Source organism: Methylobacterium sp. UNCCL125, assembly GCF_900116795.1.
GTDB lineage: Bacteria > Pseudomonadota > Alphaproteobacteria > Rhizobiales > Beijerinckiaceae > Methylobacterium > Methylobacterium fujisawaense.
This window is the reverse complement of sequence record NZ_FPBW01000003.1, coordinates 103,116-122,448: the sequence shown is the minus strand read 5'-3', so window position 1 is coordinate 122,448 and position 19,333 is coordinate 103,116. Positions and strand designations below refer to the sequence as shown.

Annotated in this window: 21 protein-coding genes; 15 read left to right on the top strand and 6 right to left on the bottom strand. The window is 68.0% G+C overall.

Annotated elements, in window-relative coordinates; all coding sequences use genetic code 11:
• Positions 1-5 precede the first annotated feature (5 nt).
• From fhcD to folK, 14 genes are all read left to right on the top strand, one after another.
• Positions 6-953 carry a formylmethanofuran--tetrahydromethanopterin N-formyltransferase gene (gene fhcD, locus BM396_RS02480; protein ID WP_043357106.1) on the top strand — a complete coding sequence of 316 codons (948 nt, stop codon included), beginning with the start codon at positions 6-8 and terminating at the stop codon, positions 951-953.
• Between the two features lie 3 nt (positions 954-956).
• The gene (locus BM396_RS02475) at positions 957-1,751 is read left to right on the top strand and encodes a formylmethanofuran dehydrogenase subunit C (protein WP_043383724.1); all 795 of its coding nucleotides are present in this window, start codon (positions 957-959) and stop codon (positions 1,749-1,751) included.
• An 84-nt stretch (positions 1,752-1,835) separates the two neighbouring features.
• The gene (locus BM396_RS02470; protein ID WP_043357102.1) at positions 1,836-2,042 is read left to right on the top strand and encodes a hypothetical protein; all 207 of its coding nucleotides are present in this window, start codon (positions 1,836-1,838) and stop codon (positions 2,040-2,042) included.
• Positions 2,043-2,108: 66 nt separating this feature from the next.
• Positions 2,109-3,740: a sensor histidine kinase gene (locus tag BM396_RS02465; protein ID WP_043383723.1), complete on the top strand. Its 1,632-nt coding sequence runs from the start codon at positions 2,109-2,111 to the stop codon at positions 3,738-3,740.
• Entirely contained in the window at positions 3,737-4,441 is a 705-nt protein-coding gene (locus tag BM396_RS02460; RefSeq protein WP_043357098.1) for a response regulator transcription factor, read from the top strand. The genes BM396_RS02465 and BM396_RS02460 overlap by 4 nt, the downstream gene beginning before the upstream one ends.
• 224 nt (positions 4,442-4,665) lie before the next feature.
• Positions 4,666-4,755 (top strand): pyrroloquinoline quinone precursor peptide PqqA, encoded by a 90-nt coding sequence (pqqA, locus tag BM396_RS02455; protein ID WP_012317526.1) that lies wholly within the window; start codon positions 4,666-4,668, stop codon positions 4,753-4,755.
• Positions 4,756-4,787: 32 nt separating this feature from the next.
• Positions 4,788-5,687: a pyrroloquinoline quinone biosynthesis protein PqqB gene (pqqB, locus tag BM396_RS02450; protein ID WP_043357095.1), complete on the top strand. Its 900-nt coding sequence runs from the start codon at positions 4,788-4,790 to the stop codon at positions 5,685-5,687.
• A gap of 352 nt (positions 5,688-6,039) precedes the next feature.
• On the top strand, positions 6,040-7,122 hold the full coding sequence (gene pqqC, locus BM396_RS02445; protein ID WP_043383722.1) for a pyrroloquinoline-quinone synthase PqqC: 1,083 nt from the start codon (positions 6,040-6,042) through the stop codon (positions 7,120-7,122).
• Complete coding sequence (pqqE, locus tag BM396_RS02440) at positions 7,119-8,264, top strand: pyrroloquinoline quinone biosynthesis protein PqqE (RefSeq protein ID WP_043383721.1); 1,146 nt, start codon at positions 7,119-7,121, stop codon at positions 8,262-8,264. Before pqqC ends, pqqE begins: the two co-directional genes overlap by 4 nt.
• Positions 8,261-8,986: a hypothetical protein gene (locus BM396_RS02435; RefSeq protein WP_043383720.1), complete on the top strand. Its 726-nt coding sequence runs from the start codon at positions 8,261-8,263 to the stop codon at positions 8,984-8,986. The genes pqqE and BM396_RS02435 overlap by 4 nt, the downstream gene beginning before the upstream one ends.
• On the top strand, positions 8,967-9,329 hold the full coding sequence (locus BM396_RS02430) for a hypothetical protein (RefSeq protein WP_043383718.1): 363 nt from the start codon (positions 8,967-8,969) through the stop codon (positions 9,327-9,329). Before BM396_RS02435 ends, BM396_RS02430 begins: the two co-directional genes overlap by 20 nt.
• 85 nt (positions 9,330-9,414) lie before the next feature.
• Positions 9,415-10,251: a dihydropteroate synthase gene (gene folP / locus BM396_RS02425; protein ID WP_043383760.1), complete on the top strand. Its 837-nt coding sequence runs from the start codon at positions 9,415-9,417 to the stop codon at positions 10,249-10,251.
• Positions 10,252-10,253: 2 nt separating this feature from the next.
• Positions 10,254-10,631, top strand: coding sequence for a dihydroneopterin aldolase (folB, locus tag BM396_RS02420; protein WP_043383712.1), 378 nt, complete (start codon positions 10,254-10,256; stop codon positions 10,629-10,631).
• Positions 10,628-11,098 (top strand): 2-amino-4-hydroxy-6-hydroxymethyldihydropteridine diphosphokinase, encoded by a 471-nt coding sequence (gene folK, locus BM396_RS02415; RefSeq protein WP_043356679.1) that lies wholly within the window; start codon positions 10,628-10,630, stop codon positions 11,096-11,098. The genes folB and folK overlap by 4 nt, the downstream gene beginning before the upstream one ends.
• Positions 11,099-11,144: 46 nt before the next feature.
• On the opposite strand, the gene xoxJ is transcribed toward folK, so the two are convergent.
• The 6 genes from xoxJ to BM396_RS02385 all read right to left on the bottom strand — a co-directional run bounded on the left by xoxJ (position 11,145) and on the right by BM396_RS02385 (position 17,323).
• Complete coding sequence (gene xoxJ / locus BM396_RS02410; protein ID WP_236952854.1) at positions 11,145-11,990, bottom strand: rare earth element methanol dehydrogenase accessory protein XoxJ; 846 nt, start codon at positions 11,988-11,990, stop codon at positions 11,145-11,147.
• Positions 11,990-12,601, bottom strand: coding sequence for a c-type cytochrome, methanol metabolism-related (locus tag BM396_RS02405; RefSeq protein WP_043383711.1), 612 nt, complete (start codon positions 12,599-12,601; stop codon positions 11,990-11,992). Before BM396_RS02405 ends, xoxJ begins: the two co-directional genes overlap by 1 nt.
• 132 nt (positions 12,602-12,733) lie before the next feature.
• Positions 12,734-14,539, bottom strand: coding sequence for a lanthanide-dependent methanol dehydrogenase XoxF1 (gene xoxF1, locus BM396_RS02400; protein ID WP_043356691.1), 1,806 nt, complete (start codon positions 14,537-14,539; stop codon positions 12,734-12,736).
• A 704-nt stretch (positions 14,540-15,243) separates the two neighbouring features.
• Positions 15,244-15,531 carry a hypothetical protein gene (locus tag BM396_RS02395; protein WP_043356694.1) on the bottom strand — a complete coding sequence of 96 codons (288 nt, stop codon included), beginning with the start codon at positions 15,529-15,531 and terminating at the stop codon, positions 15,244-15,246.
• 110 nt (positions 15,532-15,641) lie between these two features.
• Positions 15,642-16,829, bottom strand: coding sequence for a ribonuclease D (rnd, locus tag BM396_RS02390; RefSeq protein ID WP_043383710.1), 1,188 nt, complete (start codon positions 16,827-16,829; stop codon positions 15,642-15,644).
• Between the two features lie 95 nt (positions 16,830-16,924).
• Complete coding sequence (locus BM396_RS02385) at positions 16,925-17,323, bottom strand: hypothetical protein (protein ID WP_081948687.1); 399 nt, start codon at positions 17,321-17,323, stop codon at positions 16,925-16,927.
• A gap of 144 nt (positions 17,324-17,467) precedes the next feature.
• On the opposite strand from BM396_RS02385, the gene aspS reads away from it, so the two are divergent.
• On the top strand, positions 17,468-19,312 hold the full coding sequence (aspS, locus tag BM396_RS02380) for an aspartate--tRNA ligase (protein ID WP_043383756.1): 1,845 nt from the start codon (positions 17,468-17,470) through the stop codon (positions 19,310-19,312).
• The last annotated feature ends 21 nt before the right edge of the window (positions 19,313-19,333 follow it).

Sequence of the window (19,333 nt, the reverse complement as noted above, 5' to 3'; positions counted from 1 at the left end):
GAACGATGTCTGATCTCTCCCTCAACGGCATCCCGGTCATCGACACCTTCGCGGAGGCGTTCGATGTGGCCGGCACCGCCATCATCGTCACGAACGACACCGCCAAGTGGGCGATGATCGCCGCCACCACGATGACGGGCTTCGCCACCTCGGTGATCGGCTGCGGCGCTGAGGCGGGCATCGACGCCGAGCTGTCGCCGGAGGAGACTCCCGACGGGCGGCCGGGCGTGCGCATCCTGCTGTTCGGCTTCGAGCCGAACGGCCTCAAGGACCAGCTGATCAAGCGGGTCGGCCAGTGCATCCTCACCTGCCCGGGTACCGCCTGCTACGCCGGCGTCGACGGGCCGACCAAGATCAAGCTCGGCGGCGCGATCCGCTATTTCGGTGACGGCTTCGCGGTGGCCAAGCGCCTGCCCGACGCCACCGGCAAGGCCCGGCGCTACTGGCGCATTCCGGTGATGGACGGCGAGTTCCTCTGCGAGGACACGGTCCGGGCCGTGGACGGCGCCGTCGGTGGCGGCAACCTGCTGTTCCTCGGCCGCAACCATGCCGAGACGCTGAAGGTCGCCGAGATCGCCGTGGAGGCCGCCAAGGCGGTGCCGGGCGCGATCCTGCCGTTCCCCGGCGGCATCGTCCGTTCCGGCTCCAAGGTCGGCGGCCGGACCAAGGGCATGATGGCCTCGACCAACGACGCCTACTGCCCAACCCTCAAGGGGCGCGCCGGCTCGGCGCTCCCGGCCGAGTGCGGCGTGGTGCTGGAAATCGTGATCGACGCCCTGACCTCGCAGGGCGTGTCCGACTCGATGCGCGCCGGCCTGCACGCGGCCACCGAGATCGGCGGCAAGCACGGGCTGATCGCGGTCACGGCCGGAAATTACGGCGGCAATCTCGGCCGCCACCACTACCATCTGCGCGACCTGATCGCGCGCGACGACGCCAAGACGGAGGGCTGAGCCGTGAGCACCCTCACCCTGCGTGCGGCTCCGCCGGAGCGCCTGGACTTCTTCAACATCAACCCCGCGGCTCTAAGCCGCCTGTCGCAGGGCGAAGCCGAGCGCCTGGAGATCGGCACCACCCGGACCGGCGTGCGCCTCGGCGACTGCTTCGCCGTCTCGTTGGACGGCTCCGACACCCTGACCCTCGAGGGCGGCCACGAGCGCCTCGACCGGGTCGGCGCCTCCCTGTCGGCGGGCACGATCCGGGTCACCGGCGATGTCGGCCAGCGCCTCGGCGCCGGCATGGCGGGCGGCCGCGTCACCGTCACAGGCCATGCCGGGCCCTATGCGGCCTCCGGCGCCACCGGCGGCACGATCACCATCGAGGGCGATGCCGGAGATTACGCCGGCGGTGCGGTCTATGCCGCCAAGGCCGGACTCGACGGTGCGACGCTGATCATTCGCGGCACGGCCGGCGCCCATCTGGGCGACCGGATGCGGCGCGGGACGATCGTGGCCGGACGCGCGGGGGCCTTCGCGGGCTCGCGCATGATCGCCGGAACCCTGGCGGCCCTCGCGGTGGGCGATCACCCCGGTCTCGGCATGCGCCGCGGAACGCTTCTCCTGGGTGCGCACGGCCGGATGGCTTCGACCTTCGTGGAGACGGGGACGCACGATCTCGTGTTCCTCCGGCTCCTGGGGAAGGCGCTGCGCGGCCTCAGCGCCGAGCATGCCGACCTGCTCGCCAAGCCGCTGCGTCGCTACTCGGGCGACCTCGCCACCATCGCCAAGGGCGAGATCTGGGTCGCGGCCTGACGCCGCCTGGGCAAGGGGCGTGGACGCGTCCTATGCTCTCCGCCAAGCCGGCCCGATCGAGGCCGGCAACCCGGGGACGCGCCCATGTTGCTGCTGCTGTCGATCTGCCTCGTCGCCCAACCCTCGACCTGCCGAGAGGACCGGATCGAGATGTCGTTCGAGAAAGCGAGCCCGTTCGTCTGCCTGCGCAACTCGCAGAGTGCGCTGGCGACCTGGCAGGCCGCGCATCCCGAATGGCACGTGGAACGCTGGCGCTGCGCCGCCAAGGGCAGCCTGCCGAAGGATCTGTGACGGCACCTTGGTTCAGCGGCCGGACGGTGACATGCTCGGTCCCGCATTGACGGCGGGACGACCACGATGCGCTCGCTGAAGGTCCGCTTCGCCCTGTTGCTCGGGGGCACCGCCATCGTCGTGATGCTGGCGGCCGCGGCCGCGCTGGCGGCGATCGGGGCGGCGGAACGGACCGTCGACCGCACCCTCGAGGCCCAGCGTCGCCTGGAACTTCTGGCCGAGCTGTCGGGCCGCCTCACCCAGTTCGGCATGGCGGCCGTGGAGACCGTCGGCAATCCCGACGGGCAGCCCGAGGCGATGGCGATCGCCCGAGACAATGCCGACCGCGCCCTGACCACCGTGGATGAGGCGCTCGCCAAGAGCTTCCCGCCGAGCGACGACCCGGCCGACCGGATGCAGTACGCCGCCCGTACGCGCCCCATGGCCCAGCTGCGCGCGGCCCGCGCCGTCCTGGACCGGCAGGTGTCGCTGATCAGCCGCCAGACCGATCCGGAGCGGCGCCAGGACGCCATCAAGGGGGCGCTCAACGGCTTCGGGGCCATGACCGGCCAGCCCCTGTCCTTCCTGATCGAGGCCGAACGGCGCAGCATGGCCCTCGGCTCCGAGCAGGCCCGGGCGCTGTCGGAGCGCCTGCGTCTGGCCGCCGCCGCCGCGGTGGCGGCGGCTCTCGTGCTGCTGGCGATCCTCTACCGCGGCGTCACCCGGCCGACTCTGGCGCGGATCGAGGAGGTCCGCAGGGCCGCGAGCGCCATCGGCCACGGCGCCCTCGACACCCGGCTCTCCGTCGCCACGCGCGACGAACTCGGACTGCTGATGACCAACGTCAACCGCATGGCCGCCCGCCTCGCCCGGCGGGAATCGCGGGTTGCGGCCGACCGGGCGGCGCTGGAGGATACCGTGGCGGCACGCACGGCCGATCTGCGGGCCGCCAACGCCCGCCTCGAAGCCGTCGACCAATCCCGGCGCCGCTTCTTCGCCGATGTCAGCCACGAACTGCGCACCCCCCTCACGGTCATCCTGGGCGAGTGCGACCTCGCCCTGCGCGGCGCATCCCGGGGCGTTGACCCGAATCCGGTTTTCGCGACGATCAAGAAGCGGGCGCAGCGTCTCAAGCTGCGGGTCGAGGACCTGCTGCGGGTTGCGCGCTCGGAATCCGGCGAGATCGAGTTCGACAAGCGCCGTCTGGGACTCGCTCAGCTCCTCGCGGAGGCGGTGGACAACATGAGCTCCGAAGCGGCTCGCCGTCGCGTCGGCCTCGGCCTCGATCCCGGCACCCGGGACGTCGAGTGCCTCGCCGACCGCGAATGGATCCGCCAGACCGTCGAGAGCCTCGTGGACAACGCCCTGCGTCATGCCGCCGGCCTCACCCGCGTCGAGGTTGCCCTGGCGGCGGGCCCGGGACCCATCGGGCGGATCACCGTCACGGACGACGGTCCGGGCTTCAATGCATCCGAAGCCGATCTGTTCGAACGCTTCAGGCGTGGATCGGGGGCGGGTCCCGACGAGACCGGGTTCGGCATCGGCCTCGCCCTGGCGCGCTGGATCGTCGAGCAGCATGGCGGCACGATTCGGCTCGGTGCCGGGCCCGACGGGCGCGGCGCCCGCGTGACCCTGGACATCCCGGCCCTCGATCCGGCATGGGATGCGGGGCCGGTCGACGGCGCGACCGGCGGGCAGGTGAAGGAGTCGGCCGCATGACGCGGATCCTGATCGTCGAGGACGACATCGACATCCGCGGCCTTCTGGCTCGGGGCCTGGAAGCCGAGGGATTCGAAGTCGGGACGGCAGCCTGCGTGGACGAGGCGCTCAAGGCCGCCCACGATCCGGCCCCCGGCGCCGTGCTTCTCGACATCAACCTCCCGGACGGGTCGGGGCACGACGTCTGCCGCTCCCTGCGGGAGGGCGGCTTTCCCGGGGCGATCCTGTTCCTCTCCGCCCGGGACGAGATTCGTGACCGGGCCGAAGGGCTGGCGCTCGGCGCCGACGACTACATCATCAAACCCTTCGAGTTCGACGAGCTGGTCGCCCGCCTGCGGACCCATCTGATGCGGCGCGAGCAGGCGGAGGCACCGCGGTCGCGCATCACCGTCGGCAAGCTGATGCTGGACCTCGAGACCCGGCAGGCCAGCTGCGGCGAGGCCAGCGCCCGCCTCACCCCCCGCGAGGCCGACCTGCTCGGCATGTTGATGGAGAACATCGGCAAGCCGGTCTCCCGGGCCGATATTTTCGACCGGCTCTGGGCCAGCCAGGGTGGCCTCTCGCTCAACGTGGTCGACGTCTATATCGGCTATCTGCGCTCGAAGATGGCCGATTTCGTCCGCTACGGCGGTCCCGGCCTGGTCACGGTGCGTGGCAAGGGATTCATGCTCGAACTGCGCGGTCCCGACTTTCGACAGTGAGCCACTGTACTTTAGTCGCAGGGCGGCGCGTTTCGTGATGGTTTCCGGGCGTTTAGGAAGTCTCTCACGAAAAATTTGGGAGGATCCGGCAACTTAGTGCTTGAAGCCCGCGCCTGAATCGTCGATACCTCTCCCGCGCCAGAAATGAGAGCGCCATCAGTGTCTTAGGGTCCTCTTAGGATCCGCGTGACGCTCGGTGAAGATATCGCCTGAGGAGAAACACCATGAAGTGGGCTGCCCCGATCGTGTCCGAGATCTGCGTCGGCATGGAAGTGACGAGCTACGAGTCGGCTGAGATCGACACCTTCAACTGAGTTTTACGGACCGGGGATCTCGGGAGCCGCACATGCGCGTCGTGATCCTCGGTTCTGCGGCTGGCGGCGGCCTTCCCCAGTGGAATTGCCGCTGCCCCATCTGTTCGCTGGCACGGTCCGAACCGGACCGGGTACGCCCCCGGACCCAGTCGAGTATCGCGGTCTCCGCCGACGGGTCTGATTGGCTGCTCATCAATGCCTCGCCGGACATCCGGCAACAGCTCTTCGACAATGCGCAGATGCACCCGCGCGAGGGCCTGCGCCATTCGCCGATCAAGGCGGTACTGCTGACGAACGGGGATGTCGACCACGTTGCGGGTCTTCTGACCCTCCGCGAAGGCCAGCCCTACACGCTTTACGGCACCCGCGGCATCCTCGAATCGGTGAATGCCAATCGCGTGTTCGACGTGATGGCCGAGGGCGTGGTCGCCCGCCAGCCGATCGGGATGGATCAGCGTTTCGAGCCCCTGCCCGGCCTGTCGGTCACCCTCTTCCCCGTTCCCGGCAAGGTGCCGCTCTGGCTCGAGGACGAGACCCTGGAGATCGGCGCCGAGACCGAGACCACGGTTGGCGCATTGATCGAGGCTGGTGGCCGGCGCCTCGCCTACATCCCCGGCTGTGCCCGGGTGACGGACGGGCTGCGCGCCCGCATCGCCGGCGTGGACGCGCTGCTGTTCGACGGCACCGTCCTGCACGACGACGACATGATCCGGGCGGGCGTCGGCACCAAGACCGGCTGGCGCATGGGCCATGTGCCGATGCGCGGTGAGAACGGCTCGATCGAGGCCCTGGGGGCCGTCGAGATCGGGCGCCGCATCTTCGTGCACATCAACAACACCAATCCGGTCCTGGTCGAAGGCTCTCCGGAACGGGCGGATGTCGAGGCCGCCGGCTGGACCGTGGCGCATGACGGCCTGAGCCTGTCGCTTTGAGGCTGTGACGACAGTGGAGCGCACGTAGAATCCGGTCGACCCCTTCCGCATCCTCATCCTGAGGCGTCCGAGGAGGACTCCGTCGCGGCATCGCCGCGCCCCAGGCTGGGGTCGAGCGTTGAGTCTCCGTCGCATCAGGCGAGGTGCCTCGGCGACCGAGAGGTTGGACGGATTTCGTACGCGCCCTGTGTCGCAGGTGCTGGCCGCGCGAATGGGGCACGCGTCCGGGTCATCCGGTTGGGCCTGGAAGCCGCCGGCACTATATTGTCGTTGAAGCACGGCATTCGCCCCGTTGCCGAGGGCGGAACGACCGCACAGGAAACGCGACCCGAGGACGGACGCCGGAAACGCCATGAACGCAGTCTTCCCGACCCCCGACACCGCCGACAGCCAGCGTCTCCTGAGCCCCGCGGAGCTGGAAGCCGCCCTGCGCGACATCGGCGCGCGCCGCTACCACAACCTGCATCCGTTCCACCGCCTGCTCCATGACGGCAAGCTGTCGAAGGATCAGGTCCGGGCCTGGGCCTTGAACCGCTACTACTACCAGGCGATGATTCCGGTGAAGGATGCCGCCGTGCTGGCGCGCATGACCGACGCGGCGCTGCGGCGGATCTGGCGCCAGCGCATCGTCGATCATGACGGCGACCACGAGGGTGACGGCGGTATCGAGCGGTGGCTCAAGCTTGCCGAGGGCGTCGGCTTCGACCGCGACTACGTCCTGTCGACCCGCGGCATTCTCTCGGCCACGAAGTTCTCGGTCGAGGCCTATGTGCATTTCGTCACCGAGAAGACGCTCTTGGAGGCGATCGCCTCGTCGCTGACCGAGATGTTCTCGCCGACGATCATCTCGGAGCGTGTCGCCGGGATGCTGAAGAACTACGACTTCATCACCAAGGAGACGCTGGCGTATTTCGACAAGCGTCTCACCCAGGCGCCGCGGGATGCCGATTTCGCCCTGGACTACGTCAAGCAGCACGCGACCACGCCGGAGCTGCAGCGGAAGGCCATGGCGGCGCTGACATTCAAGTGCAACGTCCTCTGGACGCAGCTCGACGCCCTGTACTTCGCCTACGTTTCCCCCGGGATGGTCCCCCCGGACGCGTGGCAACCGGGCGAGGGCCTCGTGAACGAGGCGTCTCCGGCCCGGGTGGGCGGGAACCGGAAGATGGCGGCCGGCGACCGTCCGCGGCTGCCGCGCGGCGTCCGGCTGCGCAACGACGAAACCCGCGGCAAGTGGGTTCTGCTCGCCCCCGAGCGCACCTTCGATCTCGACGACAACGCCGTCGCGGTGCTCAAGCTCGTGGACGGCGCGCGCAGCGTCGCCGACATCGCGGACGAGCTCGGAAAGACGTACGCGGCCGAGCCGCGGGCCATTGAGGCCGACATCCTGGTGATGCTCGACGGCCTCGCGGAGAAACGGGTTCTTGAGCGATGAATGCGCTGACGCCGAACCTCCCCGATGCGCCGGCCCCGGTGGGTCTGCTCGCTGAGCTGACCCATCGCTGCCCGCTGCGCTGCCCCTATTGCTCGAATCCGCTGGAACTCGACCGCCGGTCGGGCGAGCTCGACACGCAGACGTGGCAGCGCGTGCTCGGGGAGGCCGCGGCCCTCGGCGTCCTGCACGTGCACCTGTCCGGCGGCGAGCCGACGGCACGCAACGACATCGTCGAGATCACCAAGACCTGCGCCGATCTCGGCCTCTACTCGAACCTGATCACTTCCGGCGTCGGCGGGGCGCTCGCGAAGCTCCAGGCGCTCTACGATGTCGGGCTCGACCACGTGCAGCTCTCGGTGCAGGGCGTCGACGCGCAGAATGCCGAGAAGATCGGCGGCCTCAAGAACGCCCAGCCGCAGAAGTTCGAGTTCGCCGCCAAGGTTGTCGAACTCGGCCTGCCCCTGACGCTGAATTCGGTGATTCACCGCGGCAACATCCACGAGGTGGCGGGCTTCATCGACCTCGCGGTGAAGATGGGCGCCAAGCGGCTCGAGGTGGCGCACACGCAGTATTACGGCTGGGCCTACGTCAACCGCGCGGCGCTGATGCCCGACAAGGCGCAGGTGGACGAGTCGATCCGGATCGTCGAGGCAGCCCGGGAGCGCCTGAAGGGCCAGCTCGTCATCGACCTCGTCGTGCCGGACTATTATGCGAAATATCCCAAGGCCTGCGCGGGCGGCTGGGGCCGCAAGCTGATGAACGTGACGCCCCAGGGCAAGGTCCTCCCCTGCCACGCGGCGGAGACGATCCCGGGGCTGGAATTCTGGAACGTCAACGATCACACGCTGGGCGAGATCTGGCGCGACTCGCCCGCCTTCACCGCCTATCGCGGCACCGACTGGATGAAGGAGCCTTGTCGCTCCTGCGACCGGCGCGAGAAGGACTGGGGCGGCTGCCGCTGTCAGGCCCTGGCCCTTGCCGGGGACGCGGCCGCCACCGATCCTGCCTGCTCGCTCTCCCCGCTCCACGCCAAGGTGCGGGCCCTTGCCGCGGAGGAAGCTGCGGAAAACCCGCCGGATTACATTTATCGGACGATCGGCAGCAACGTTCGGTCGCCGCTCAAGGAGGAAGTCCACTCGTGAGAGGTCTTGTCGTAAAGGGTCTTGCTACGACGTCCGTCGCGCTCGGGCTGGCCGTGCTGCCGGCCCTCGCCGAGGATGCGTCGAAGCCCGCCATCGTGACCCAGGCCAACGCGGCCGCTGCGCCGTCCGCCGCGGATCTGCTGTTCGACCAGCCGCATATGAAGAATGCGGCGCCGGGGTCGACGCTGACCTATGATTATCTGCGCCGTTCGGGCATCGCGAAGGGGCCGTTCGGGGCGCCGCTGGAAGACACGGTCCAGCTGAAGGTCGAGCCCGGAAAGAGCGCGGAAGGCCGGGATATCAGCGTCGTGATGTTTTCCGGGCTGAACCGTGTGCCGGCCGGCCCGTTCGAGGACATGGCGGGCAACCCGATCGTCTCCCTGTTCCTGGAGAACCACCTGCGTGGCTTGGCCAAGGTGCTGGAGGCCAATCCGCGCTACCTCAAGCTCGCCATCCGCAAGGGTCTGCGTGAGAAGGCGACCGTGACGCCGACGAAGGTGACGGTCGGCGGCCGCGAAGTCGACGGCTGGCGCGTGGTAACGAAGCCCTTTCAGGGCGACTCCATGGCGCAGCGCATGCGCGGCCTGGACGACATGACCTATACCTTCGTCACTGCCCCGTCCGTCCCGGGTGAGATCGTCTCGATCGAGGCGTCGTCGAAGAGCGCGGATGGCGGTGAGCTGCTTGAGGAGAAGCTGAACTATGATCAGAAGGCTGGCTGAACGGGGCGCCCTGGCTGCCCTCGCCCTGACGCTGTCGGGCCTGGCCGGCTGGGCCGCCGAGGAGAACGATTACCCGACCGACGCGCGGGTCGATTACGTGTTCGGCTGCATGGCCGCCAACGGCCAGACTCGCGAGAGCCTGCAGAAATGCTCCTGCTCGCTCGACCAGCTCGCCGCGATCCTGCCGTACGACAAGTACGTCCAGGCGAGCACCATCCTGTCGATGCGGCAGGGCATCGGCAATCGGGCGAACGAGTTCAAATCGACCAAGATCTTCGACGACAAGGTGGCGGACCTGCGCCGCGCCCAGGCCGAAGCCGAGATTCGCTGCTATCACGGCTGAGTTGCGAGGCGAGGCCGGCGTTGCGCCGGCCTCGCGATTCGCGCACACCGGCTCCCGAACCGCGCTCGTGAACGGGACCCGCACCGTGACACCCTCCTCCAGCCTGTCCGCTCTGCTGCCTTCTCTGGGCGGCCGCACGCTGGTCATGGGCATCCTCAACGTCACGCCCGATTCCTTCTCGGACGGTGGGTTGTTCGCCGGGGAGGCCGAAGCCGTGGCCCAGGCCGAGCGCCTCGTCGCGGAGGGCGCGGCGATACTCGACATCGGTGGGGAATCCACCCGGCCCGGTCACGTTCCGGTCCCGGCCGAGGAGGAGCAGGCGCGCGTCCTGCCGGTGATCCGGGCAATCGCGCCCCGTCTGCCGGTGCCGATCTCCATCGACACCTACAAGGCGTCCACGGCCCGCCTCGCGCTGGAGGCCGGTGTCCGGATCGTGAATGACGTCTGGGGGCTCCAGCGTGAGCCCGACATCGCTTCCGTGGCGGCGGCGCACGGCGCGCCCGTGATCATCATGCACAACCGGGAGACGATCGACCCGGATCTCGACATCGTGGCCGACATGCTCGCCTTCTTCGAGCGGTCCCTCACCATCGCCCATCGCGCCGGCCTCGCCGATTCCGAGATCGTGCTCGACCCTGGTGTCGGCTTCGGCAAGAGCTGGAACCAGCATCTCGAGGCGCTGCGGCGGCTGCCCGAGATCCGCGCCCTCGGGTTTCCGGTCCTGGTCGGTGTTTCCCGCAAGTCGCTTCTCGGACGCCTGCATGATCGCGAGACCCGGCCGGCAGACCGGCTCACCGGCTCCCTCGCGGCCCACGCCGTCGCGGCGACGCTCGGCGCCGACATCGTGCGCGTGCATGACGTTGCGGCGCATGTCGACGCGATGCGCGTCGTCGATGCCGTGATGCGGCCGGAGGCGCGCTGAGCATGGCCGGCGACTTGATCCGCGTCACCCGCATCGCGGTGTTCGGCCGACACGGCGTGCTGGCCGAAGAGGCCGTGCTCGGCCAGCGCTTCTACATTTCCCTCGAAGCGCAGCTCGACCTCGGCGCGGCGGGCCGCTCGGATGATGTGGCCGGCACGGTGAGCTACGCCGATCTCACCGCGGTGGCGGTCGCGATCGCCACCGAGCATCGATTCAACCTGATCGAAGCCCTGGCCGAAGCCATCGCCGCGGAGATCCTGGCGCGTTTCACGCTCATCGACGCCGTCACGGTCCGCGTCGACAAGCCGAGCGCTCCCGTTCCCGCCATTCTGGACAGTGTCAGCATCGAGATCATGCGTCGTCGCGGAGCCGGCCGATGAGGGCCTATCTGGGTATCGGCAGCAATGTCGGCGACATGGCCGCGATGCTCGACCGCGCGGTCGCGGGCCTCGCGGCGGATCCGGGCATCACCCTCGTCGCGCGGTCCTCCGACTACCGCACGCCGCCCTGGGGCAAGACCGATCAGCCTTGGTTCCTCAACGGGGCCGTGGCGGTGGAGACGAGTCTCGATCCGCATGGCCTGCTCGACGCCTGCCTCCGCGTGGAGCACGATCTCGGCCGGGTCCGCGAGGAGCGCTGGGGGCCGCGGGTGATCGACATCGACGTCCTGGCCTACGAGGGCGCCGCCGTCGACGACGCGCGTCTCGTCCTGCCGCACCGCTATGTCCGTGAACGGGCCTTCGTGCTGGTGCCGCTGGCCGAGATCGCACCCGACCTCGTGATCGGCGGCGAGCGCGTGGTGGATGCCTTGGCGAAGCTCGACCGGACCGGTATCGCGCGCGTCTGAGCCGACCCGGCCGGGTCGCCGTCGAGCGGCGACCCGCAACGGTGCGTCAGCGCTCGGCCGGCTCCGCGAGCTTGTTGTCATCCTCTTCGAGGAGCGGCACGTCGTAGGCGCGCAGGACCGCGTCGATATCGGCCTTACGCTTGCGCAGGACGGTGTTCAGCGAGCGCTTCCAATCGTTCTCGCCGATCCGCACACCCATGGCGATCCGGTAGGCCATCGGCGGCCGCTCCGGCTCCTTGAGCAGGGGCACGACATTCATCGCGACGCCCGATTGCTTGGCGAGCCAGCCCGCCGCAGGCCCCCACAGCACGGCCGCGTCGATCTCCTTGGCGGCCAGCGCCGCGATGATCTCGGCGGCGACCGTCTGATGCTTGCGGGCCGGGTCGAGCTGATAGGGGGCGTAGGCCTTCATGGTCGAGACGAGGCCGAGATCTCCCATGCGGTTGACCGGCGGCGTCCCGGCGATCACGCCGATGCTCTTGCCTTTCAGGCGCGGATCGTCGAGGGCGGTCACGCCCTCGTACTCACCCTTGCGCGTGACCAGCGTATAGGCAGACCGATAATAGGGATTGGTGGTCTGGACGAGGTCGCTGCCGAAGGCCTGACCCATGATCAGATCGCAGAGGCCGGTCCCGAGCGTGTTGCGCACGAAGCCGGGCCCCTGGGTCAGCCAGTAGTAGCGGACCTTGATCTTCAATTCGTCGGCGATGATCGCCGCGATCTTGTTCTCGAAGCCGTCCTCCTTGCGTTCGGAGAACGGCATGTTGCCCGGATCCCCGCAGACGCGCAGCACGTCCGTGGTGACCGTATCCGGCAGATGCTGGGCGAGAGCCCCCTGCGCCCCGGTGAATGTCAGGGCGCAGAGGACGGCGATCCGGGCAAGAGACGACATCAGCCGCCCATGCATTCCTTCTCGGCCTTCTTGGCCGTGTCGGGCTTGTCCTCATGATCCGACGGACGGATACGCCCGATCGCCCCGGCGGCGCGCGCCTTGAGGTAGACGTACAGATCGTCCGAGTAGCACATGACGTTCTTGTTGTCGCCGAAGGCCGGCATCACCTTCTGCTCGGCGGAGTTCACCTCCTGCTTGCCGCCCGCCAGGATGCCGATGAACTCCTCGTAGGAGAGGTGCTTCAGCGAATCCTTCAGCGCCGGCGCGTAGGTCGAACCCATGCCGTCCGGACCGTGGCAGACGTGGCACTCGGCGTGATAGCGGCGGTAGCCCGAGTAGGTGTACCAGTCGAGCATCTTGCCGTCCTGGGTCACGTGGAACGTCGGGTGGCCGTCGGCATCGAAATACTTGCCGTCCTCGACCTTCGTCGCAGCATCCTGCTTCAGCAGCTTGGGATCCTGCTCGGCGGTCTTGTCGTTCGCGTTCAAGGAATTGGCGAGCTTGGGGTCGGCGGGCTTGGCATCCTCAGCATGTACGGCAACCGTCGAGACGGTCGCTAGGGCGAGGGCGGCGATAACCGGCCGCGTTACGATCTTGCTGAGGTTGAGCAACGCATGTGTCTCCCTGGATCGAGGCTCTTCGTCTCCCTCGAGCCGCAGCCTCTTGCGAGAAAGTCTAATCACAAGGATGCCGGCGCGGGAACCCGCGCCGGCATCGTTTTTCACGTCTAACCCTGCGGCCGATTAGTTCGGCAGGGCGAAGACCGTCAGCTGGCCGCCGAGGTTGGTGTACTGCGACAGAGCCGCGTAGCCACCCACCGCGCCGAGGCCGGCGTTCGGGTCGGTCAGGCCGGCCGCGAGGCCGATGCCAGCCCAGCCGCCGACGCCCGAGAGGACGCCCACGTACTGCTTGCCCTTGTGCTGGTAGGTCATCACGTTACCGATGATGCCCGACGGGGTCTTGAACTTGAACAGCTCCTTGCCGGTCTTGTCGTCGACCGCCTTCAGGTAGCCCTCAAGCGTGCCGTAGAACACGACGTCGCCAGCGGTGGCCAGAGCACCGGACCACACCGAGAACTGCTCGGGGTTGGACCACTTGATCTTGCCGTTGACGCCATCCCACGCGATGAAGTTGCCCATGCCGCCGTGCGAGTTCGGGGCCGGGTACATCGAGAGGGTCGCACCGACGTAGGGCTGGCCCGGGGTGTAGGTCACCCGGAACGGCTCGTAGTCCATGCAGACGTGGTTGGTGGGCACGTAGAACAGGTTGGTCTTCGGCGAGAAGGCCGCAGGCTGCTGATCCTTGGTGCCCAGCGCCGCCGGGCAGATGCCCTTGGAGTTGGTGTCCTCACCGTTCTGCTCGGTCGAGTACTTCGACACGACCAGCGGACGGCCGTAGTTCTTCGAGCCCTTGTCCATGTCGACCTTGGACGCCCAGTTGACGGCCGGGTCGAACTTCTCGGCGACGAGCAGGGCGCCGGTCTCGCGGTTCAGCGTGTAGCCGAAGCCGTTACGGTCGAAGTGGGTCAGGAGCGGCTGGTCCTTGCCGTCAACCTTCTGATCCGTGAGGATCATCTCGTTGATGCCGTCGTAGTCCCACTCGTCGTGCGGGGTCATCTGGTAGACCCACTTGGCCATGCCGGTATCCGGGTTACGCGCCCAGATGGTCATGGACCACTTGTTGTCGCCCGGACGCTGCTTGGGGTTCCAGGTCGAGGGGTTGCCCGAGCCGTAGTACATCAGGTCGAGCTTCGGGTCGTACGAGAACCAGCCCCAGGTGCAGCCGCCGCCGGTCTTCCACTGATCGCCTTCCCAGGTCTTCAGCGAGGAGTCCTTGCCGATCGGCTTGCCGAGCGACGTGGTCTTCTCCGGGTCCACGATCATCTGATCGTCCGGGCCCTCGGAGTAGCCGCGCCACACCTTCTTGCCGGTCTTCAGGTCGTAGGCGGTGACGTGGCACTGCACGCCGAACTCGCCGCCGGAGATGCCGACGATGACCTTGTCCTTCACGGGCAGAACCGTGGCGGTGTTGGTCTCGCCCTTCTTCGGATCGCCGTTCACGACCGACCAGTTGACCTTGCCGGTCTTGGCGTCGAGCGACACGAGGGTGGTGTCGGCCTGGTGCAGGAGGATGGCGCCGTCGGCATAGGCCAGGCCACGGTTGACCGTGTCACAGCACATGACCGGGATCACGGACGGATCCTGCTTCGGCTCGTACTTCCAGATGATCTTCGCCTCGTGGTCGAGGTCGAGGGCGTACACGATGTTCGGGAACGGCGTGTGCACGTACATGATGTTGCCGACGACGAGCGGCGAGCCCTCGTGGCCGCGCAGAACGCCGGTCGAGAACGTCCAGGCGACCTGGAGATCCTTGACGTTCTTGGCGTTGATCTGGTCGAGCTTCGAATAACGCGTATTCGCGTAATCTACCGTCTGAAGAACCTGTTCCGCCGGGTTGGCGATGCCCTTCATGACGCTTTCATTGGCCAGCGCCGGCGCGGCGACGGCCGCGACACCTGCGCCGAGCGCAAGGAGATGTACCGCTCTCATGGGTTCCTCCGACAAGTCTTGAGAGTATTTGCGACGCGCAGCGATAACGGCGTCACGCGGACTCCGACCTGACTGTTTGCGACAGGGATGGACGCCTCGGTAGCGGGCATAGTGGACTTCGAGGAGATCTACTGATCCCCTAGCCAGGAACCGCCATCCCTGAGGCGGCTCCCTCGAAACCGAGGCTTGAACGGACCTTAAGAGATTTTTGAGCGCCGTCAACTCGCCGTTCGAGGGCTGTGGTCACACGGTGAAAGCTTCTCTTCGCATGACAAAGGCATGGTCGATGTCATGCGTTTGCGAAAAGAAATGCTGCGATGCACAAGGAGCTTGCCGTTCTTTGAGGCAGAACTGACGGAGACGTCGGCGCCTCCCATGCGGATCTTGCAAACGAACAAGCTTTGCTGGGTGTCTGCATGCGCCGCCCGCTTGGTCTGGCCGCATGGCGGGTCGAAGCGAACGCGCGGGACGTCGGCGAGTCAACTGCACTGCAGAACGGTCCGACGCCCGTTCATTGCCGAATTTTCCCGGTTTGCCCGTCTGCGCCCAGTCGCCGCATCCGAATTTTTCGCGGATCCGGTCCGTCGCAGCCTGCGTCAGGCGCGACAAATTGCCGAATCGTCCCGGATCCGGAACGATCGGTTTCTGGCCGGGGCGATGCCGCCGGGGGCCTGATTGTCAGGTGTGCTGTGTTGGACGGGGCGTCAGAGTGCGCCGACCGGTCCCGTACTCTCGAACTCGGCGACGTCGCCGACCAGATCCGTCACGGAGATGTTGAGCCGGCGGCCGTTGGAGAGCCTGAGCTGGGCATCCGGCTCGAGCCATATCGGCCGGAGGCCTGCTGAACTGCCGTAGAGGTTGCCGTACGCGACGATGCCGCCTTCGCGCCGCTCGACCACGAGCCGGTAGCGGACGCGAGCCGGTTCACAGCCCTCCGCCGATACGAGACCGCGCCCCGTCAGCGTCTTCAGGATCTCGTTGGATTCGAACATACGCGGGGCGCAAGGGCGGGACTAAGCGGCAATCCGATTGCCATTTAATCCCGGCCCTTCTGCGAGTCACGCCCGAGCGCGTCATTTGTCCCGTTGCGGGCTCGGCGCTGTCATCCGGCCCGCTCGACGCCGTCCGGCGCGGTGTCACCCTGGGGCGGGCGCACCACGATGCGGCCGGCCTCGACGGAGAGCGCCAGACGTCCCTGCTTCAGAGCCAGGGCCTTGTCCCCGAACAGGGTCCGGCGCCAGCCCTGGAGGGCCGGAACCTCGGCGGTATCGTCATCGGCGATCGCCTCCAGGTCGTCGACCGTCGCGATGATCTTGGGCGCGACGCCCTCCGTCTCGCAGACCGCTTTGAGCAGCACCTTCAGCAACTCGACGATGGCCCCGTTGCCCCCGCTCCGCCGCACCCGCTCGGGCATCCGGACGGCGCTGGTGTCGCGAGCGAGCCCGCGCTCCACGGCAGCGACGATGTCGGCCCCGGTCCGGGACCGCTCGAATCCCGCCGGGATCGTCCGCAGCCGCCCGAGCGCCTCGGCGTTCCGAGGCGCCGCGGATGCGATATCGATGACCGCTTCGTCCTTCAGGATCCGCCCGCGCGGAACGTTGCGCGCCTGCGCCTCGCTCTCGCGCCACGCGGCCACTTCCATCAGCACGGCGATTTCCCGCGGCTTGCGCATCCGCCCGGAGAGCCGCCGCCACGCCTGGGCGGGATCGGCACGGTACGTCTCGGGCGAGGTCAGCACTGCCATTTCCTCGTCGAGCCACGCGCCCCGGTCGGTGCGCAGCAGCTCGGCCACGAGAACCTCGTAGATCCTCACGAGGTGGGTGACGTCCGACAGCGCGTAGCTCAACTGCGCCTCGGAGAGCGGTCGCCGCGACCAGTCGGTGAACCGCGAAGACTTGTCGATCTTGGCCTTGGCGACGTCGTTGACGAGCTGCTCGTACGAGACGGAGTCGCCGTAGCCGCAGACCATGGCGGCGACCTGCGTATCGAAGAACGGATGCGGCAGGATCCCGCCGATCAGCCAGATGATCTCCAGATCCTGCCGGGCGGAGTGGAACACCTTGACCGTACGCTCGTCGGCCATGAGCGCGATGAAGGGTTCGAGGTCGATCCCCGGCGCCAGCGGATCGACCAGGACGCCTGTGCCGTCCGGGGCCGCCATCTGGATCAGGCAGAGTTTCGGATAGTACGTCGTCTCGCGCATGAACTCCGTGTCGACGGTCACGAAGGGTTGCTCGGCGAGACGTGTGCAGATCTGGCGCAGCGCGTCAGTGGTGGTGATCAGGTCCATGCATCGGCTATACGCAACCGCAGCCGACATGGGGAGACGCACCCGCTCGGGTCCCCATCTTTCGCGCGCGTTCCGTTACCGCCGCGCGACGTTCGTCACGCCGGAGACCCCACAGCCGCCTTTCGGCGCAGCCGCGTCTGCCGGCGGATTCGCAGGGCGTCGGCCCGTCGCTGCGCCTCCGCGCGCCCGAGCAGACGGTCGAGGATCCCGGTTTCGATACGCTCACCGGTCGCCCCATCGACGAGCCGGCGGATCCGGTCGACCCGAAACCCGCGATAGCCACCGCGTCGCGCATCGATGCCGCCGAGCAGTGTCCGGCCCGGACCGAGCCTGAGCTCGCGCGCGTCGAGGGAGCGGTTGCTCCAGGCGCCGGCCGCGTCCTCGTAGACGAGGTCGAAATGGCCTGCGAGGGGCAGGGTCCGCCACCCGGCAGGAGCGCTTCCAGGCGCGGGCCTCGCGGGTCGCTCCGGCGCGAAAAAAACGTTGTCGTTCATGGACATCATATGGGGATTCGAGGGTCCGCCCGGTAGGCCGCACGGCGATTGCGGCGCGGCTTTCGGAGCGGTCCTGCTTGCCGCGCGCTTGACTTGGGGGGCCTTGCGTGAATGGTGCCGGCCTTCCCTCAGAAGAAGCCCATCATGCACCGTTACCGTTCCCACACCTGCGGGGCGCTCCGCCCGTCCGACGTCGGGCAGAGTGTCCGCCTCTCCGGCTGGTGCCACCGCATCCGCGACCACGGGGGCGTGCTGTTCGTGGATCTGCGGGACCATTACGGCCTGACGCAGTGCGTGATCGATTCCGATTCCCCGGCCTTCAAGGCCGCCGAGGCGGTGCGCTCGGAATGGGTCGTGCGGATCGACGGCCGCGTCCGCACGCGCCCGGCCGGCACCGAGAATGCCGAGCTGCCGACCGGCGCGGTCGAGGTCTACATCGACGACCTCGAGGTGCTCGGCCCGGCGGGCGAGCTGCCCCTGCCGGTCTTCGGAGACCTCGAATACCCCGAGGAGACGCGGCTGCGGTACCGCTTCCTCGACCTGCGTCGGGAGAAGCTCCACGCCAACATCATGAAGCGTGGCGCGATCATCGATTCGCTCCGCCGCCGGATGCGCGACGGCGGCTTCTTCGAGTTCCAGACCCCGATCCTGACCGCCTCCTCGCCCGAGGGCGCCCGCGACTACCTCGTGCCGTCGCGGGTCCATCCCGGCAAGTTCTACGCCCTCCCGCAGGCGCCGCAGCAGTTCAAGCAGCTGACGATGATCGCGGGCTTCGACCGCTATTTCCAGATCGCGCCCTGCTTCCGCGACGAGGACGCCCGCGCCGACCGCTCGCCGGGCGAGTTCTACCAGCTCGACATCGAGATGAGCTTCGTCACCCAGGAGGACGTGTTCCAGGCGGTGGAGCCGGTCCTGCGCGGGGTGTTCGAGGAGTTCGCCGACGGCAAGCGCGTCACGAAGGAATTCCCGCGCATCACCTACGCGGATTCGATGCTGAAATACGGTGTCGACAAGCCGGACCTGCGCAACCCGCTGATCATCGCCGACGTCACCGACCTGTTCGCCCGCGATGACGTGGCGTTCAAGGCGTTCAAGGGCGTGATCGCCTCCGGCGGCGCGGTCCGGGCGATTCCGGCGACTGGCGCGGCGGCGCAGTCGCGCTCGTTCTTCGACAGGCTCAACGACTGGGCCCGCTCCGAGGGCGCGCCGGGCCTCGGCTACGTCGTGTTCGAGGAGGAGAACGGCCAGCTCTCCGGCAAGGGGCCGATCGCCAAGTTCATCCCGGCCGAGGTTCAGGCGCTGATCGCCGAGCGGGCGGGCGCGAAGGCCGGCGACGCGGTCTTCTTCTCCGCCGGTCCCGAGGCCAAGGCCGCCGGCCTTGCCGGCAAGGCGCGCATCCGCATCGGCGACGAGCTGGGCCTCTGCGACAAGGACCAGTACGCGTTCAGCTGGATCACCGACTTCCCGATGTACGAGTGGAGCGAGGAGGAGAAGCGGATCGACTTCTCCCACAACCCGTTCTCGATGCCGAACATCGACCGCGAGGAGTTCCTGGCGCTCGACCTCGACGCCCTCGCCAGCGAGGATGAGAACGGCGCGAACACCAAGCGGATCCTCGGGATCAAGGCGTTCCAGTACGACATCGTCTGCAACGGCGTGGAGCTGTCCTCGGGCGCGATCCGCAACCATCGCCCGGACGTGATGGAGAAGGCCTTCGCCATCGCCGGCTACGGCCACGAGGTGCTGGAGCAGAAGTTCGGCGGCATGCTGAATGCGCTCCGCATGGGCGCCCCGCCGCACGGCGGCATCGCGCCGGGTGTGGACCGCATCGTCATGCTCCTGTGCAACGAGCCGAACATCCGCGAGGTGGTGCTGTTCCCGATGAACCAGCGCGCCGAGGACCTGATGATGGGCGCGCCCTCGGAGGCGACCCCGAAGCAGCTGCGCGAGCTGCACATCCGCCTCAACCTGCCCGAGAAGAAGGCCTGAGGTCCGCTTAGACCGGCCGCG

Coding starts and splice junctions, on each gene's coding strand:
- fhcD (WP_043357106.1), top strand. CDS start 6: ATGTCTGATCTCTCCCTCAACGGCATCCCGGTCATCGACACCTTCGCG.
- BM396_RS02470 (WP_043357102.1), top strand. CDS start 1,836: ATGTTGCTGCTGCTGTCGATCTGCCTCGTCGCCCAACCCTCGACCTGC.
- BM396_RS02465 (WP_043383723.1), top strand. CDS start 2,109: ATGCGCTCGCTGAAGGTCCGCTTCGCCCTGTTGCTCGGGGGCACCGCC.
- BM396_RS02460 (WP_043357098.1), top strand. CDS start 3,737: ATGACGCGGATCCTGATCGTCGAGGACGACATCGACATCCGCGGCCTT.
- pqqA (WP_012317526.1), top strand. CDS start 4,666: ATGAAGTGGGCTGCCCCGATCGTGTCCGAGATCTGCGTCGGCATGGAA.
- pqqB (WP_043357095.1), top strand. CDS start 4,788: ATGCGCGTCGTGATCCTCGGTTCTGCGGCTGGCGGCGGCCTTCCCCAG.
- pqqC (WP_043383722.1), top strand. CDS start 6,040: ATGAACGCAGTCTTCCCGACCCCCGACACCGCCGACAGCCAGCGTCTC.
- pqqE (WP_043383721.1), top strand. CDS start 7,119: ATGAATGCGCTGACGCCGAACCTCCCCGATGCGCCGGCCCCGGTGGGT.
- BM396_RS02430 (WP_043383718.1), top strand. CDS start 8,967: ATGATCAGAAGGCTGGCTGAACGGGGCGCCCTGGCTGCCCTCGCCCTG.
- folB (WP_043383712.1), top strand. CDS start 10,254: ATGGCCGGCGACTTGATCCGCGTCACCCGCATCGCGGTGTTCGGCCGA.
- folK (WP_043356679.1), top strand. CDS start 10,628: ATGAGGGCCTATCTGGGTATCGGCAGCAATGTCGGCGACATGGCCGCG.
- xoxJ (WP_236952854.1), bottom strand. CDS start 11,990: ATGTCGTCTCTTGCCCGGATCGCCGTCCTCTGCGCCCTGACATTCACC.
- xoxF1 (WP_043356691.1), bottom strand. CDS start 14,539: ATGAGAGCGGTACATCTCCTTGCGCTCGGCGCAGGTGTCGCGGCCGTC.
- BM396_RS02395 (WP_043356694.1), bottom strand. CDS start 15,531: ATGTTCGAATCCAACGAGATCCTGAAGACGCTGACGGGGCGCGGTCTC.
- rnd (WP_043383710.1), bottom strand. CDS start 16,829: ATGGACCTGATCACCACCACTGACGCGCTGCGCCAGATCTGCACACGT.
- BM396_RS02385 (WP_081948687.1), bottom strand. CDS start 17,323: ATGAACGACAACGTTTTTTTCGCGCCGGAGCGACCCGCGAGGCCCGCG.
- aspS (WP_043383756.1), top strand. CDS start 17,468: ATGCACCGTTACCGTTCCCACACCTGCGGGGCGCTCCGCCCGTCCGAC.